The sequence below is a fragment of the Wenyingzhuangia sp. IMCC45533 genome, assembly GCF_054111225.1.
On record NZ_CM134197.1, the window covers coordinates 1 to 16,976 of the forward strand.

Below are 16,976 nucleotides of genomic sequence, written 5' to 3' on the forward strand. Positions count from 1 at the left end.
ATGATTAAAACACCTGAAGACATATGGGCATCATGCTTAAGTTTTATTAAAGATAACATTACACCAGTTGGCTATAAGACATGGTTTGAACCTATTGTACCCGTAAAATTGGAGGGTGCTGCTTTAACGATTCAGGTTCCTAGTAAATTCTTTTTTGAATTTTTAGAAGAAAATTATGTTAAAATCATGCGAAGTGCTTTGGTAAGAGAATTAGGAAAGGAAGCACGTTTATTATATGATGTTAGGTTAGAAAATTCTTACAGTAGCAAAGTACCGCAAACAGTAAAAATTCCAAGTGCGAACAGAGCACCTATGAAACCACAAAATGTGACATTTTCCTCAAAAACAGCTAGTAGAGAGGTGAAAAACCCATTTGTAATTCCAGGTTTACAAAAGGTGAAGGTAGAGTCTAACTTGAATCCAAATTATTGTTTTGAAAACTATATGGAGGGTGAATCTAACCGATTGGGTAGATCTGCAGGGATGGCAGTAGCCAACAAGCCAGGAGGAACTTCTTTTAATCCGTTAATGATATATGGTGGAGTAGGTTTGGGTAAAACTCACTTGGCACATGCCATAGGAGTTCAAGTAAAAGATAAGTATCCAGATAAAACGGTTTTATACGTTTCAACAGAAAAGTTTATCCAACAGTACGGAGATGCTGTTTTAAAAAATAACAATAGAAATGACTTTTTACATTTCTATCAAATGATTGATGTTCTAATTGTAGATGACATTCAGTTTTTATCAGGTAAGACAAAAACACAAGATGCTTTTTTCCAAATATTTAACGAGTTACATCAAAATGGAAAGCAAGTCATTTTAACTTCTGATAAAGCCCCTGTGGATATGCAGGACATTGAACAAAGGTTGTTGTCTAGATTTAAATGGGGATTATCAGCAGAGCTTCAAGCTCCGGATTATGAAACTCGTATCAATATTCTGAACAACAGACTTTATAGAGATGGGGTAGAGGTGCCCGAAGAGGTGATTGCGTTCATAGCAAAACACATCAAAACAAACGTAAGGGAGTTGGAAGGAGTGGTAACTTCTTTAATTGCTCAAGCGGCCTTTAACAAAAAAGAATTTAGTTTAACCTTAGCGAAAACTATAGTTGATAAATTTGTTAAGAATACTAAAAAAGAAGTTTCTGTAGATTATATTCAAAAAGTAGTGTCCAAATATTTTGAAATAGATTTGGCAACGCTACAATCCAAAACAAGAAAACGTCATATTGTGCAAGCAAGACAATTGGCCATGTATTTTGCTAAAAAATTAACAAAATCTTCTTTGGCAAGTATAGGAGCTCAAATAGGAAAAAGAGATCATGCTACGGTGTTGCATGCTTGTAAAACAGTAGATAACTTAACCGTTACAGATAAACAATTTAAAAAGTACGTAGAAGACATTTCTAAAAAATTATCTTTTTAAATAAAGATGAAGCGTACTAAAGTTTTGATGGTTTGTTTGGGGAATATTTGTAGATCTCCTTTGGCAGAAGGCATACTAAAGTCTAAAATAACCCATCAAAATGTAGAGGTAGATTCTGCAGGAACAGGTGCTTATCACATAGGTAATTCACCAGATATTAGGTCTATTCAGGTAGCTAAGAAAAACGGTATAGACATTACGAATCAAAAAGCAAGAAAGATAAAGGCTTCGGACTTAGTTGAGTTCGATTTTATTTATGCAATGGATGAGTCTAACTATAGAAATATAATATCTCTGGCTAGCAACAACGCTGAAAAAGCCAAAGTGTTCATGATTATGAATGAAGTTTATCCTGATAAAAACGTAGCTGTTCCAGATCCTTATTACGGAGGAGACCAAGGATTTAATCAGGTGTTTCAAATGCTAGACACAGCATGCGATGTTATTATCAATAAAATAAAATAGATGAAAGGCAATTTGTATTTAATACCTACCACGCTTGGAGACAACGAACCTTTAGAGGTTATGCCAATTTCTGTGAAATCGGTGGTGGAAAGTCTTACCTATTTTATTGTTGAAAACGAAAAATCTGCTCGTAGGTTTATCAAAAAAATTACACCTTCAAAATCGCAACCCAACCTAAAGCTAAAGTTGATTGATAAATATGTAGATCCGGTTGAGGTGAATACTTATTTAGATATCTGTATGGAAGGAACTTCGGTGGGTTTATTATCCGAAGCTGGTGTTCCTGCTGTGGCAGACCCAGGATCTGATGTAGTGGCTTTAGCGCATAAGAAAGGAATTAGAGTAGTTCCTTTGGTTGGACCTTCGTCTATACTGATGGCAATGATGGCTAGTGGTATGAATGGACAAAGCTTTGCCTTTAATGGATACTTACCTATTGAAAAAAACGAAAGAAAAAGAGAAATTAAGAGATTAGAAAAAGTATCTAGAGAGCACAACCAGTCTCAGCTATTTATAGAAACTCCTTACAGAAATATCAAAATGTTAGAAGATTTAAAATCTACCTTATCTGCAAATACCAAACTTTGTATTGCAGCAAATATTACCATGTCTAACGAATATATTAGAACCTATACTGTAGCGGAGTGGAAAAATCAACAGCCAGAGCTACATAAAATTCCCGCAATTTTTATTGTTCATGCTTAAGGGAATTGTTTAAAAGAAATGGTACGACTTTAACACTTTTAAACCAAAAAGTCCCTGCTCAAAGGAATAGCATACGTAATGCTTATTTTTCATTTTTTCAAAACTCGTAAACATTCTAAAAGAAGAAACTTTGTGGTAGCTATTGTTTTCTAAAATAATAGAACTAGTTTTTTGAGCATTGTTTCCAAAAGATGAATATTGGTGTTTAAACGAATAAGTTTCCTCAGTAGCTGAGCTTGAAAAATGGTAATTGATAAAAAATATAAAATTGATGGCAAGCGGAATACTCAGCAGGTACCATTTGTGTTTTATTCTTTTGTAGAAATAGAGAATGAGATATAAAAAGATGTTGGTGATGATAAAAATGCTAGCGCTAACAAAGTTATTTAATTCTGTGTTTAAAGTATATTTTACAAATAAATACAGATTGATAATTATTGAAATAACGTATTGACTTGCTTTGATTTTTAGAATGGTTTGCAAAGCTTCCTTTAACACTTCAAGATCTAAATCTACGTGCTTTCTGTAATTCCTCTGCCAAAAAAAAGCTGCGGCTAAGCTTAGAATCACCCCTATTAATTTTTGATTAAAAACGTAATGAGACGTTAATATAATGGGAGCTGTAATTAATATAACGGAAAGAAAAAATTGAAGATGGTTTAAAAGAATTACAAAGGCTTGATCGTTTTTATAAAAATCACTATTTAAAAACTCCTCGTATCGCATTCTAGCATGTGCTCTTGCTTGCTCTCTTGCCTTTTCTCTAGCATCATAAAATTCTCGGTCTACGGTTTCGTAAACTGGAATTTCATCATTTTTATATTGGCACAAATACTGATATGCTTCTGATAGAGCAATAAAAAGTTGCTCAGCGTTTTCGTTTTTATTTTTATCAGGATGACATTGTTTAGCCTTTCTCCTGTAAGCTTTTTTAATGTCGTTCAAAGATGAATCACTATCAACTCCCAAAAGGACGTAATATTTTTCTATTTGATGCATTCATTGATTTTTAAAGCACTAAAATACAACTTATCTGTTTGAGAATTGTTTTCTGTACCATCTTTGGTAGATAGCAGCATTTCTATTGTGCTGCGCTAAAGTTTTGGCAAAGCTATGCGTTCCTGCTTTGGCAGGATTTGCACAAAAGTAAATAAAGGAATGTCTTTCAGCATTTAATACGGCGTCTATGGCATCCACGTCTGGCATTGCTATAGCAGAAGGAGGAAGTCCTCTTTGGACGTATGTATTGTAAGGGTGATTTAGTTTTAGGTGTTTGTGTAGCGTTCTTTTAATAACAATGTCTCGACCATACTTTTCTTTCCAAGCGTAATTCGCAGTAGGATCGGCTTGCAGCGGAATTCCTCGTTTTAATCGATTTAGGTACACCCCTGCAATTCTTTTTCTCTCAGGCTTGTACTGCGTTTCACTTTGAACAATAGAAGCCAAAGTGATAACTTGATTCTTGGATAAATTGAGATCCTTAGCTTTAAGGAGTCTTTCATCGGTCCAAAAACGCTGGTAAGCATTATATAGTTTTTCTCTTAAATCGTTAGGACTGATATTCCAGTAACAATTGTAAGTGTAGGGCATACAATAATTTATAGCTGTTTTTTTGTTGAAGCCTTTGTTCTCTAAAAAGTCAATATCCAATAAACTATTGATGATTGCTGTAGAATCCGCTTCAATTTGTTGGGCAAGTCTTTCCGCCAAATTTTCGATATATCGCTGATTGTTAAAAGTGACTTTAATAGGAGTTTGACGACCACTTCTTAATAAATTAATAATCTCGTTGGCATTCATCCCTTTTTTTAACACATACATTCCAGGTTTTACGTGTGTATATTTCTTTAAAGAGGCAACAGTTTTAATATTCTGAATGTCAACTACCACGGGACTCAGTTTATTTGTCACATCATCAATATTGTCGTGAGAACCTATAAAAAATTTAGTATCATTTTGTATTTGGCCACTGTAAATGATATTGTAAAAATAACAAGAAACGCTTACGATTAAGAGAGAGAAAATCCCCAAGCCCCAAAATATTTTTTTCATAAATGTTTAAGATTGAGATTTTAAAATTTGATAAAAAGCAACATCTTTATATTGATTGTTACTATAAATCCAATTTTTTTTGATTCCCGATTTTTGGTAATTCAATGTTTCAAAAAGTCGAATGCTGTAAATATTATCAGTAGCAATATTTGCAAACAACTGATGCAGATTCAGTTTAGAAAAAGCATACTGATGCATCAATTCCAAAGCCTGTTTTGCATATCCCATTTTTCGGAAGTTTTCTTGAATCAAAATTCCCACTCCAGCTCTAGCGTGTTGTGAATTAAAATCAAATAAGTCAATAGTTCCCACAGCAATATCTTGGAGGTTTACAATGATAAAGCGCAATTGTTTGGCTTCGTAAATATCTAAGTGACTGTTTTTAATATATTGCTTGAGCAAATATTTAGAAAAAGGCTGTTGCGTATCGCTTACTTCCCAATAGGATTCGTTATTTTCTATTTTGTATAAAAAGTCCAAATCTTCTGGTTCGATAGCTCTTAGCTTTACAAGATTGCCAGAAAGTTTATTCATGATAATTCATTGTCCCTTTAAATACAAAAGTCGCGGGTCCTTTTAAAAATACGTTTTTATAACCCTCATCTGTAGGCTCAAAAGAAACTTCTAGATGACCTCCCTCAACTTGCAGCGGTATTTTAGTCTTGCTGGTTAATTTTTTCTCGTACATGGCTATGGCAACGGCAGTAACCCCAGTACCACAAGCAAGGGTTTCATTTTCTACTCCTCTTTCATAGGTTCTTACTCTAAAACCATCATTTAAAGGGGCTACAAAATTTACATTGGTCCCTTCATCAAAATAAGGAGCACCGTAACGTATTTTATGTCCATTATTTTTTACGTCATATTTCTCGATATCGGTTACAATTTCAACGTGATGCGGAGAACCCGTGTTTAAAAAACAATGGTTATCATAAATATTGATGTCTTTAACATCAATCATTTGTAAATTGGTTACTCCGTTTTCGTAAGAAGCATAGTGCAAACCATCCACAGCATCAAAAGTAGTTTCTGTTTTAAAAATACCGAGTTTATGAGCAAAGGCAACCAAACAACGTCCTCCATTTCCACACATTGTACTTTCTGTTCCATCGGAATTGTAATAGACCATGGTAAAGTCGTACTTATCAGACGGATTTAGTAGCATTAAACCATCAGCACCTACACCAAACCTTCTATCACATAGAAAGTTAACAAGCTTAGTGTTTTCTCTAGGGAAATCTAATTTTCTATTATCAATGATCACAAAATCATTTCCAGTTCCTTGATATTTATAAAAAGTTATCTCCATTTATTGTTTTGTTGAGTAACAAAAGTACAAAGAAAATAAATCAGTGTTATTGGTAGGCTACAGATTGCACGTATTTTTATGATTAGTTAAACTATAATTGTAATTTTATAAGAAAAAACATGAAGTTTATACTACAATTAATCGTTAACGGAGTGGCGATAATTTTACTTGCGAATCTATTACCAGGTGTATATGTATCCTCTCTGTCAACAGCGATATGGGTTGCGCTGGTACTAGGGGTTTTAAATGTATTGGTTAAACCAGTGCTTATTATTTTTACATTGCCTATAACAGTGTTAACATTAGGTTTATTTTTGTTGTTTATCAACGTAATCATCATCAATATAGCAGCTGCTTTGGTTTCAGGTTTTGAGGTGAGTTCTATATTTATGACCTTTGTTTTTGGATTGTTACTTTCAGTACTTCAATCTTTCTTATCAAATGTATTTGGTTTAAAAGAATCGTAAAACTGACATTGTTTCTAATGGCACAGTTTTTGGAAAATGATGTTTAATCAATAAAAATATTAAACATGAAACAGCATATTAAATTATTTGTAGTTGCATTACTTGGAGGTTTTGTGTCATTAACCACCTATCACTATTTTGTGAAGTCAGAAGTAATTGTAGAGAAAGAAGTTGAAAAAATAAATCAGTTTCCTGTATACACATCTAACACAAATGTAGTAGCAGCCGAAACTTTGACAGATTTTACCAAGGCAGCAGAAGCAACTGTAAATGCTGTTGTCCATGTTAAAAATACTTCGGTAGGTGTACAGCAAGATCCTTTTGCTCAGTTATTTTTTGGACAAGGTTACGGAGGAGGAAGAAAGTACGAAAGGGTAGGAACAGGAAGCGGTGTGATTATCTCTCCCGACGGATACATTATTACCAATAACCATGTTATCGAAAGTGCCTCTGAGATAGAAATTAGCCTAAACAATCAAAAAAAGTATAAAGCAGAATTAATTGGAACTGATAAGTCTACAGATATTGCCTTGATTAAAATTGATGCTAAAGATTTGCCTTACGTAACTTTTGGAGATTCGGACGTTTCTAAAATTGGAGAATGGGTACTGGCCGTAGGAAATCCGTACAACTTAACATCAACAGTTACAGCGGGTATTATTAGTGCAAAGGGAAGAGACTTAGAAGGAAATAGAAATATAGAATCTTTTATACAAACAGATGCTGCCGTAAATCCAGGAAACAGTGGAGGAGCTTTGGTAAATACAAGAGGAGAGTTGATTGGTATTAATACAGCTATTTCTTCTCAGACAGGTTCATTTGTAGGATACTCTTTTGCAGTTCCCTCTAACATAGCCAAAAGAATTGTAGAAGATTTGATGGAGAGTGGTTCTGTAAAAAGAGCGGTTTTGGGTGTGACTACGCAGGTAAAAGCAAATGTGGATGGAGTTTACATTTCTGATGTATCTAAAGGAACAGGTGCAGACAAAGCTGGAATGAAATCTGGAGACGTTATTAAAAAAATAAACAACGTTAAAATTCACAAATTTTCTGACTTAGTAGGGCAACTTACTGCCAAAAGACCAGGAGATACAGTGCTAGTTACTGTGGATAGAGATGGTGTTGATAAAAATTTAAATGTAAAATTATCGGAAGTTACTGCTCTAATTACAGAAGCTTTTGGAATTGAATTTGGCGAATTAAATGCATCAGACAAACAGAAATTGGGAATAGATGCAGGGGTTAAGGTCAATAAAATAAATAATAAAGATTTACAAAAATTAGGAATCAGAGCGGGTTATGTAGTATTATCTATTAACAACTATAGACTAGCCTCTTTAACAGATGTAGAAAAAATAAAAGCGAGTATTACAGGAGAAAAGGATATCAACAAACTAGTGGTTATTAATTTAAAAGGAGATAGAGAAACTTTTTCTAGAGGTTGGTAAACTACGTATATATACTGCTAAAAAAAATACATGTTTTTAATTTATGTTAAATTATTATATGGAGATTCGTAACGATGATGATTTGTGTAGATAATCTATAAATAAAATAGTAAATTCGCAGGCTAGCACAATTATATAAAGAGCACAAGTAAAGAGATGAGTAGTTTTTTAGGAACCGGAGTTGCATTGATAACCCCTTTTGATCACGATGGAAATGTAGATGTTCAAGCTTTAGAAAAGTTGGTGGAGTTTCAGATAGAAAACGCAATAGATTATCTTGTGGTTTTGGGAACCACAGCAGAAGCTGCTACTTTAACAAAAGAAGAGAGAGCCTTAGTAAAGAAAACTATTTTAGACACTAATGCAGGTAGATTACCAATTGTATTAGGAATTGGTGGGAATAACACAAGCGCAATTATCAACGAGATAAAAGAGACTGATTTTACAGCTATCGATGCTGTATTATCAGTTTCTCCTTATTATAACAAACCTTCTCAAGAAGGGATTTATCAACATTACAAGGCGATTGCAGAAAACTGCCCAGTTGATATTATTTTATATAATGTACCTGGAAGAACGAGTTCAAATGTATTGCCAGAAACAGTAGCGAGGTTGTCTGAGATTTCCAATATTATAGGAATTAAGGAAGCTAAGGGCGATATGGATCAAGCGTTAAGATTGATAAAAGCCGTGCCGAGTGACTTTTTGGTAATTTCTGGTGATGATATGATTGCCTTGCCAATGACTTTAGCTGGTGGAGCTGGAGTAATTTCAGTGATAGGACAAGCATTGCCAAGTGAATTTTCGCATATGATTCGTCTGGGATTATTAGATAAAGGAAAAAAAGCATATAAAACACAATACAACATACAGGATAGTATAGGGTTGATTTTTAAAGAAGGAAACCCTGTAGGTATCAAAGCTTTATTGGAGATTTTAGGAAGTTCTAATGCTTCTGTAAGATTACCTTTGGTAGAAGCTAGTGTAGAATTAAAGGGAGCTTTAAGACAATTTGTAGAATCGTTTTACGTTGCCTCATAAAAATATTTCATGATCAAAATTTTTAAGCTTAGTTCAGTATTCACCTTAATGATTTTGTTGTTAACTTCTTGCGGAAGTTACAACAAGGTGCTGAATAGAGGAACGGCAAAAGAAAGATATAATTTAGCCAATAAATTATACAAAGAAAAATCGTATGACAGAGCGATTCGTTTGTATGAATTGGCAATGGCTTCATACGCAACCAAACCACAGGCAGAGGTGATTTCATTTCGTTTGGCTGATTCAAATTTTGAAATAGAAGATTACCCAACGGCAGTTTATCATTACGAAAAATTTATCAGAAACTATCCTAAAAGTACTGAGTTAGGAAACGCACAGTACAGAATTGCAGAAAGTTATTATGAACTTTCGCCAAAGTATAGCGTTACTCAAACTGATACTAAAAAGGCACTAGAAGCATTCCAAAACTATATAGATCAGAATCCAGATTCTGAAAGAATTAAAGAGGCCAACAAGAAAATTAAAGAATTAAATTTGAAGTTGGAGAAAAAAGCGTTTGAAATTGCCAAACAATATTATAAGATTGGCTATTACAAATCTGCAATAGTGGCATTTGATAATGTAATTTTAGATTACTTAGGTACTTCTTACAAAGAAGAAGCAATGCTTTACAAATTCAAGTCCACTTATCAATTGGCCATCAATAGTGTAGTGTACAAAAAACAAAAAAGAATTGACGAAGCCGTTAAGACTTACAACAGATACAAAAAAGCATTCCCATCATCCACATATTTAGAAGAAGCAGATGCTTTGTATGCAAAGTTGATGAAAGAAAGACAACCAAAACAAGAACTAAACAGTTAAAATAATTATATAAAATTATGGATTACAAAAAAACAGAAGCTCCTTTGTCTACAGTTACTTACAACAAAAACAAAGTAGAAGAACCAACGCAAAATATTTACGAGGCTATTTCTATTATTTCTCAGAGAGCAACTCAAATAGGTAGCGACTTAAAGAAAGAATTGGTAGATAAATTAGACGAATTTGCAACTTTTAACGATAGTTTAGAAGAAGTATTTGAGAACAAAGAACAAATTGAAGTATCTAAATTTTACGAAAAATTACCAAAACCACACGCAATAGCAGTAGAGGAATGGTTAGCAGGAAAAGTTTACCACAGAAAACCTGAACAAGAGTAGTTTTTTATGAGCATATTAAGTGGGAAAAAAGTTTTGTTAGGGGTTAGTGCAGGAATTGCTGCTTATAAAACTGCCCATTTAGTTAGGCAATTTATAAAAGCAGGTGCAGAGGTACAAGTAGTACAAACTCCTGCCTCCAAAGAATTTGTTACACCGTTAACACTCTCTACTCTATCAAAAAATCCTGTTCATTCTACTTTTTATAATGAAGAGGATGAGAATGCTGTGTGGAACAATCATGTAGATCTAGGCCTTTGGGCAGATTTAATGGTTATTGCACCAGCAACAGCAAATACGCTGGCAAAAATGACCAATGGTGTTTGCGATAACTTATTGTTAGCTACTTATTTATCCGCTAAGTGCCCTGTTTATTTTGCTCCTGCCATGGATTTAGATATGTATCAGCATCCATCTACAAAAGATAGCATTGAAAAATTAACCTCTTTTGGTAATATTTGTATTCCTGCTACCAGTGGGGAGCTAGCTAGTGGTTTGGTTGGAGAAGGTAGATTGGCAGAACCAGAAGATATTGTAGCTTTTATAGAAAGTGATGTACAAGCCAAATTACCCTTAAAAGGAAAAAAAGTATTAATTACTGCAGGTCCCACATACGAAGCGATAGATCCTGTACGTTTTATAGGAAACCATTCGTCGGGGAAAATGGGATTTGAAATTGCCAAGCGAGCAGCTAATTTAGGAGCAGAAGTTATTTTAGTTAGCGGTCCTTCGCATCAAAGTATTAAACATTCTTTTGTAAAAAGAATTGATGTAGTTTGTGCTGAAGATATGTATAATGTATGTCATGAATACTATCAAAAGGTAGATGTAGCCATATGTTCTGCAGCCGTAGCCGATTACAAACCTGCTGTAGTTGTAGATCAAAAAATTAAAAAGAAAGATGCTAGTTTAAATATAGAATTAGCTCCCACGAAAGATATTTTAGCCTCTTTAGGACAAGCCAAGCAACATCAATTATTGGTTGGATTTGCCTTAGAAACCAACAACGAGGAAGAAAACGCTAAAGGTAAGATACAAAGGAAAAATTTAGATTTAATTGTATTAAATTCACTTAGAGATAAAGGGGCTGGTTTTGCAACAGATACTAATAAAATTACTATTATTGATAAAGATTTTGAAATGTTGCATTTCGATATGAAATCTAAATCAGAAGTAGCTCAAGATATTTTAACGGTAATCACTCAAAAATTAAATGTTTAAAAAATTATTTATAAGTTTTTTTCTACTTGTTTTTACGGTTGTAAATGCACAGGAATTAAACTGTAATGTTACTGTGAACGCAGATCAAATCTCAGTATCAAATAATCAAATTTTTAAAACGCTAGAAAATTCTTTATCAGAATTAATTAACCAAACGCAGTGGACTAAAATTGATTTTGAGGAGCATGAGCGTATCAAATGTGCCATTACTGTAATAATTACAGAACAGTCTGGAACCAATAACTTTAGAGGAAGTATACAAATTCAAGCCTCTAGACCTGTTTTTAATTCCACTTATTACACTCCTATTCTCAATCATAAGGATGACAAATTTTCCTTTAACTACATAGAGTTTCAGCCTTTAAATTACAATCGTAATGGTTTTGAATCCAATTTAATTTCGGTCATTTCTTACTATAGTTATGTAATTATAGGTTTGTATTTAGATACATTTAGTTTAGATGGTGGAGAAAGACATTTACAAACAGCGCTCACCATTGCCAATCAAGCACAACAATCGGGTTCAACAGGTTGGGAAAACGCTAGGAACGAGGTAACTAGATTTACTCTAGTAGATCAGCTGTTAGCGTTAGAAAACGAACCTTTTAGAAAAACTTTATATTCTTACCACTACGATAGTATGGACGTTTTTGAAAGGAATCAAAAAACGGCAGCTACAAAATTATTAAGGTCATTGCTAACCTTTAAGGATATATACAATGCTAATCCTAATAATATTTTAATTAGAAGTTTTATGGATGCTAAATCTGATGAAATTATAAATATTTTTAGGAAAAACAGAGGAATAGATACTACAGAACTTATTGCTGTTTTAAAAAAAGTATCTGCGAACAATTCCAAAAAGTGGAAACAAATATATTCTAACTAAAATTTAACAACTATGTTATTAGCATTATCTGTTAAGAACTATGCTTTGATAAAAAATCTGAAAGTAGATTTTAGTCAAGGTTATTCTGTGATTACAGGAGAGACAGGAGCGGGTAAATCTATTTTGCTAGGAGCGTTAGGTTTGGTTTTAGGAAATAGAGCAGATTTAAGTAATCTTAAAGACAAAGAACAAAAATGTGTAATTGAGGCTGAGTTTAAAATCAACGCTTACCAATTATCAACTATTTTTGAAAACTTAGACTTAGATTATGAAGAGATAACTATTATAAGAAGAGAACTTTTACCTAGTGGAAAAAGTAGAGCTTTTGTGAATGATACTCCCGTTAATTTAAAGGCATTACAAACCTTAAAGGAGCATTTGTTAGATATACACTCTCAACATAACACATTATCTTTATCGGATAAACACTATCAATATTATGTTGTAGATGCTTTGGCAAATAATCAGGTGTTATTGGTTAAATATCAAAAATCCTTAAAAACATACAAGAAAGCCGTTACAGACTTTAAAGCTTTGCAGAATAGCCAAGAAGAGGCAAGGCAACAATATGAGTATAATTTACACCTTTATCAAGAATTAGAACAAGCTGAGTTAAAAGCTCCTAATGAAATAGAGTCTTTAGAAGCAGAAATAGAAAAGCTATCCCACGCAGAAGATATCAAAGAAGGCTTATTTGAAAGTCTGCATATTTCTACAGACGAACAAACTGGAGTTCAATATTTACTTCATCAACTACAGGCAAAATTATCTAAAATAGCACCTTTCGATCATGTTTATCAAGCAATGTATGAAAGAGCCAAGAGCGTTCAAATTGAATTGGACGATTTGGTTTTTGAATTGGAAAAACACGTTGAAAATATAGAAGCTGACCCTGCTACTTTGGAGTCTTTAAATGATAGGTTAAGTTTATTGTTTGAGTTACAGAAAAAACACTTTGTAACGTCACTAAGTGAATTGATAGAAAAAAGAAATCAGTTAGCAATTAAAGTATCGCAGGTAGAGTATGCAGCTCATCTTTTGCTAGAGGCAGAGCAAAAAGTTTTAGAAAACAAAAAAGCTACTTTAGATATTGCACAAAAAATATCATCAGCAAGAAAAAAAGTTACTGCTGCGTTTAAAAAAGATTTAGAAGGAGTATTATCCAAACTAGGTATGGAAAATGCTCAGTTTAAAGTAACTATTACTACTGACGAGGTGTTCACAGAATATGGTATAGACGACTTGTCATTTATGTTGGCTTCTAACAAAGGATCGGATTTTGGATTGTTAGGAAAAGTAGCTTCTGGAGGAGAATTATCTAGAGTAATGTTGGGGATTAAAATGATATTATCTAAATCTGTTAATTTACCTACCATTTTGTTTGATGAAATAGATACAGGAGTGTCTGGGGAAGTGGCTACTAAAATTGCGGATGTGATGGTTGAAATGGGCAAAAATATGCAAGTTATAACTATTACGCATTTACCTCAAGTGGCTTCAAAAGGGAAACACCACTATAAGGTTTATAAAAAAATAGAAGGACCAGAAACGGTTACTTATCTTACGCAATTAGAGCCCACAGAAAGAATTGACGAAATTGCCGAGATGCTAGGAGGAAAGGACAAATCTCAATCGGCTATAGAACATGCGGAACAATTGTTAAGTATTTCATAGGAATAACTTATATTTGTCAACATTGAAAAAAAAGAACACTATTATATTAAACTATACATATGTACAATTTATTAAAAGGTAAAAGAGGAATCATTTTTGGAGCTTTAGACTCAAATTCAATTGCTTGGAAAGTTGCAGAATCTGCACACGCGGAGGGAGCAACATTTGTGTTAACAAATGCACCAATAGCAATGCGTATGGGACAAATTAACGAATTGGCTGAAAAAACTAGTTCTGAAATCATTCCTGCGGATGTTACCAAATTAGAAGACATTGAAAACTTAATTGAAAAGTCTGTTGAGATTTTAGGTGGAAAAATCGATTTTGTTTTGCATTCTATTGGAATGTCTGTAAATGTTCGTAAAAAAATTCATTACACAGATAATAACTACGATTTTACTCATAAAGGTTTTGATATTTCTGCTTTATCTTTTCATAAGGTAATGCAAGTTTTATACAAAAAAGATGCTATGGCAGAATGGGGATCTATTGTGGCGTTAACTTACATGGCCGCTCAAAGAGTATTTCCAGACTATAACGACATGGCTGATAATAAAGCTTATTTAGAGTCTATTGCTCGTTCTTTTGGATATTTCTTTGGTAGAGATCACAAAGTACGTGTAAATACAATTTCTCAGTCTCCTACAGCCACTACCGCTGGGAATGGCGTAAAAGGATTTTCTGGATTTATTAACTATGCAGAGAAAATGTCACCATTAGGAAATGCTTCTGCTCAAGATTGTGCAGATTACACGATTACGTTATTTTCTGATTTAACTAAAAAAGTTACTTTACAAAACTTATTTCACGACGGAGGATTCTCTAACATGGGAGTTTCTACAGAAATAATGGCTGCTTTTGACGATCAAGAGTAGTATTTCGCCATTCAATATATACTAAAAAAGCTACGCATTTACGCGTAGCTTTTTTGTTTTATCAACTACTTGCACTTAGTTTTTTATGATTGGGTAGTAACAGGGGTATAGCCGTACTTAATTAAAATTTCACTTACTTCTTTAGATTTTAAAAATTCTAAAAAATCAAGGCTTTGCTTTAATTTCTGGTCATGTAGGTTGATGATTATAGCTCCTTGCTTTATAGGGGTGTAAAACTCTTGGGGGACTTCCTTCCATTGGCCCGTTTTATTTTTGATGATATACGGAACTACGGACTTTGAAGTAAAACCCAATTGTGCTGTTTTAGAAAGTACGAATTGATTTACCTGAGAAACACTTTCGCCATAGACTAGTTGCGATTCTAAAATATCTTTTAATTTTAAGTTATTCAACACCTGATCAGCTGCAAATCCGTAAGGTGCAGTTTTAGGGTTGGCCATAGCAATATGCTTAATGTTAAGGTTGTTTAGCTTTTTAAGGTTGATATCTATATCATTGTGATTAGACCAAAGAATTAAATGCCCATAAGCATAGGTAAAAGGTTTGTAAGAGGTGATTTTTTTTTGATGCAAGTATTGTGGATATTTAATATCTGCCGACAGAAATACGTGGTAAGGAGCTCCTTGCTCTATCTGTGTGGTTAACTTTCCTGACGAACCTATTATAATATTACATTTAACGTTGGTTAGCTTGGTGAATTCACTACAAATGTCTTTGATAGCAAATTGCATATTGGCAGCCACAGCAATATTAATTCCTTTTTTTGTGTTGTGAGTACAGGATGATAAAAGTAATGACAAAGAGGCTAGAATAATGAGTTTGCAAATTTTCATCATCTTTTAGAGCTGTAAAGTTTAGGAGTCCAAGTAACTGCTAAATATAAAAATTGTGCAACCTCACTAGTATCACCATTTTGAGGTACACTCAAAGCTTTAATACCATCATTAGCCAATAGAAATAGATAAGCCATTTCCAACTTGGTATAATGATTTGCACGGTAAATAAACTTAAAATCGTTTTCCCAAGCATAAAATTTGTTCAACTTTTTTCTACCGTTATCTGTATTCTCAAATAAGTTCGTTTCAGCTCCTAGCAAGTGGCTTTGCCAATTTAAAGCTAGTTTGTTAGTGAATTTGTAGTCTTGCGTAATGTAAGGATTGATGATTCCTTCGTGTTCATTAGTTCTAACTGTTAATTGGGTATAATCCAATTGGCCATTGTGTCTATGAAATGCACCGTATTGAGTTAAAAAAGCACTGGATTTATCATCATTGTTGTTACCATCTCCACTAAAAACTTGGGTAGCTATGGTTAAACTATATTTTTCGCTAAAGTTCAATTTAACCTTGGGCTCTATATAAAAAGCACGATGTTTTTTTCCACTTTCTATTCTACCCCATTGATAATAAGCTGCAAGGGATAACATCAAATTACGATTATGGTAATTGATAGTTCCCCCATTGGTAAACTTCCAGTATCCTTTTTTGTTATCGGTACTAGGGTCCGTGTATTCATCTGCAAAGTTTAATCCTGTAACAGTTAACTGATTGTTGAGTTCTATTTTTGAGTAATTTGCAATCAGTCCTCTGTAAAAATCCCAATCAATATCGTGTTGATTCCCAAATAGGTTTTGGCGATTCTGGTTGTAAGCCAATATCAAATCTGATTTGACGTTATTTTTCTGATACATAAACTTAACAGCATCGTGTTGGCCACCCGCTTGTCTCCAATTGTTTTCAGCAAAAAAACGTTGATCATCATACTTAATTCTTTGTCTACCGACTCTAACATATAAATTCTCGCTAATTTTAGGCTGCACATAAAACTCAAAAAATTGCGCTTTTCCATCAGCATCTCTCGTATCAGTATCTCCCCAAACCCTAATATCTTGTAAAGTTGTGTGTAATAAAAAGTTGTTAATTTTGTAATCTAAGTTAATTCTAGCTCTATGAGATGTTGAAAAAGAAGCTTTGTCATTTTTACGTGGTAATGCTCTATAACCTCTTCTCAATTCTGTTCTAGGTCTATATTCAGCATCAACATTTAAATCTCCCTTTATCAACGGGATATCCTGAGAGTATGATTCGTTTGTAAGTAGTATAACAACTAAAAAAACAAGACTTAAATATTTATTGCTCATGATTTTGTTTTTGGATTACAAACCTAGTAAAAATTAGCAACAGCCACCGATTGTTACCATCTACTTTTTTGAACGAAA

Annotated in this window: 18 protein-coding genes; 12 read left to right on the forward strand and 6 right to left on the reverse strand. The window is 33.4% G+C overall.

Annotation, left to right across the window (positions count from 1 at the left end; translation table 11 throughout):
• The 3 genes from dnaA to ACXGQW_RS00015 are packed head-to-tail and all read left to right on the forward strand — an operon-like array spanning window position 1 to window position 2,601.
• On the forward strand, window positions 1–1,431 hold the full coding sequence (gene dnaA, locus ACXGQW_RS00005; protein ID WP_457823068.1) for a chromosomal replication initiator protein DnaA: 1,431 nt from the start codon (window positions 1–3) through the stop codon (window positions 1,429–1,431).
• Between the two features lie 6 nt (window positions 1,432–1,437).
• On the forward strand, window positions 1,438–1,896 hold the full coding sequence (locus ACXGQW_RS00010; protein WP_457823069.1) for a low molecular weight protein-tyrosine-phosphatase: 459 nt from the start codon (window positions 1,438–1,440) through the stop codon (window positions 1,894–1,896).
• Complete coding sequence (locus ACXGQW_RS00015; protein WP_457823070.1) at window positions 1,897–2,601, forward strand: SAM-dependent methyltransferase; 705 nt, start codon at window positions 1,897–1,899, stop codon at window positions 2,599–2,601.
• Window positions 2,602–2,610: 9 nt separating this feature from the next.
• On the opposite strand, the gene ACXGQW_RS00020 is transcribed toward ACXGQW_RS00015, so the two are convergent.
• From ACXGQW_RS00020 to ACXGQW_RS00035, 4 genes are read right to left on the reverse strand one after another with little or no spacing between them, the layout of a single operon-like run.
• Window positions 2,611–3,600 (reverse strand): J domain-containing protein, encoded by a 990-nt coding sequence (locus ACXGQW_RS00020; RefSeq protein ID WP_457823071.1) that lies wholly within the window; start codon window positions 3,598–3,600, stop codon window positions 2,611–2,613.
• A 30-nt stretch (window positions 3,601–3,630) separates the two neighbouring features.
• On the reverse strand, window positions 3,631–4,653 hold the full coding sequence (gene mltG / locus ACXGQW_RS00025) for an endolytic transglycosylase MltG (protein WP_457823072.1): 1,023 nt from the start codon (window positions 4,651–4,653) through the stop codon (window positions 3,631–3,633).
• Between the two features lie 6 nt (window positions 4,654–4,659).
• Complete coding sequence (locus tag ACXGQW_RS00030; protein ID WP_457823073.1) at window positions 4,660–5,187, reverse strand: GNAT family N-acetyltransferase; 528 nt, start codon at window positions 5,185–5,187, stop codon at window positions 4,660–4,662.
• Window positions 5,180–5,962: a diaminopimelate epimerase gene (locus ACXGQW_RS00035; protein ID WP_457823074.1), complete on the reverse strand. Its 783-nt coding sequence runs from the start codon at window positions 5,960–5,962 to the stop codon at window positions 5,180–5,182. The genes ACXGQW_RS00030 and ACXGQW_RS00035 overlap by 8 nt, the downstream gene beginning before the upstream one ends.
• Window positions 5,963–6,081: 119 nt before the next feature.
• Here ACXGQW_RS00035 and ACXGQW_RS00040 point away from each other — a divergent pair, with 119 nt between their 5' ends.
• The 9 genes from ACXGQW_RS00040 to ACXGQW_RS00080 all read left to right on the forward strand — a co-directional run bounded on the left by ACXGQW_RS00040 (window position 6,082) and on the right by ACXGQW_RS00080 (window position 14,737).
• Window positions 6,082–6,429, forward strand: coding sequence for a phage holin family protein (locus ACXGQW_RS00040; RefSeq protein ID WP_457823075.1), 348 nt, complete (start codon window positions 6,082–6,084; stop codon window positions 6,427–6,429).
• Between the two features lie 65 nt (window positions 6,430–6,494).
• A complete protein-coding gene (locus ACXGQW_RS00045) occupies window positions 6,495–7,877 on the forward strand; it encodes a trypsin-like peptidase domain-containing protein (protein ID WP_457823076.1) in 1,383 nt (460 codons plus the stop codon).
• Window positions 7,878–8,033: 156 nt separating this feature from the next.
• A complete protein-coding gene (gene dapA, locus ACXGQW_RS00050; RefSeq protein ID WP_457823077.1) occupies window positions 8,034–8,918 on the forward strand; it encodes a 4-hydroxy-tetrahydrodipicolinate synthase in 885 nt (294 codons plus the stop codon).
• A gap of 9 nt (window positions 8,919–8,927) precedes the next feature.
• Window positions 8,928–9,743 (forward strand): outer membrane protein assembly factor BamD, encoded by an 816-nt coding sequence (locus ACXGQW_RS00055; RefSeq protein ID WP_457823078.1) that lies wholly within the window; start codon window positions 8,928–8,930, stop codon window positions 9,741–9,743.
• A gap of 17 nt (window positions 9,744–9,760) precedes the next feature.
• Window positions 9,761–10,081 (forward strand): DNA-directed RNA polymerase subunit omega, encoded by a 321-nt coding sequence (locus ACXGQW_RS00060; protein ID WP_457823079.1) that lies wholly within the window; start codon window positions 9,761–9,763, stop codon window positions 10,079–10,081.
• A gap of 6 nt (window positions 10,082–10,087) precedes the next feature.
• Entirely contained in the window at window positions 10,088–11,299 is a 1,212-nt protein-coding gene (gene coaBC / locus ACXGQW_RS00065; protein WP_457823080.1) for a bifunctional phosphopantothenoylcysteine decarboxylase/phosphopantothenate--cysteine ligase CoaBC, read from the forward strand.
• Window positions 11,292–12,188 carry a type IX secretion system protein PorD gene (porD, locus tag ACXGQW_RS00070; RefSeq protein ID WP_457823081.1) on the forward strand — a complete coding sequence of 299 codons (897 nt, stop codon included), beginning with the start codon at window positions 11,292–11,294 and terminating at the stop codon, window positions 12,186–12,188. The genes coaBC and porD overlap by 8 nt, the downstream gene beginning before the upstream one ends.
• 12 nt (window positions 12,189–12,200) lie before the next feature.
• Complete coding sequence (gene recN, locus ACXGQW_RS00075) at window positions 12,201–13,862, forward strand: DNA repair protein RecN (protein ID WP_457823082.1); 1,662 nt, start codon at window positions 12,201–12,203, stop codon at window positions 13,860–13,862.
• A 59-nt stretch (window positions 13,863–13,921) separates the two neighbouring features.
• On the forward strand, window positions 13,922–14,737 hold the full coding sequence (locus tag ACXGQW_RS00080) for an enoyl-ACP reductase FabI (protein WP_457823083.1): 816 nt from the start codon (window positions 13,922–13,924) through the stop codon (window positions 14,735–14,737).
• Between the two features lie 83 nt (window positions 14,738–14,820).
• Here the strand turns inward: ACXGQW_RS00080 and modA are convergent, their stop codons facing one another.
• A complete protein-coding gene (modA, locus tag ACXGQW_RS00085) occupies window positions 14,821–15,594 on the reverse strand; it encodes a molybdate ABC transporter substrate-binding protein (RefSeq protein WP_457823084.1) in 774 nt (257 codons plus the stop codon).
• Entirely contained in the window at window positions 15,591–16,898 is a 1,308-nt protein-coding gene (locus tag ACXGQW_RS00090) for an alginate export family protein (RefSeq protein ID WP_457823085.1), read from the reverse strand. The genes modA and ACXGQW_RS00090 overlap by 4 nt, the downstream gene beginning before the upstream one ends.
• Window positions 16,899–16,976: the final 78 nt, after the last annotated feature.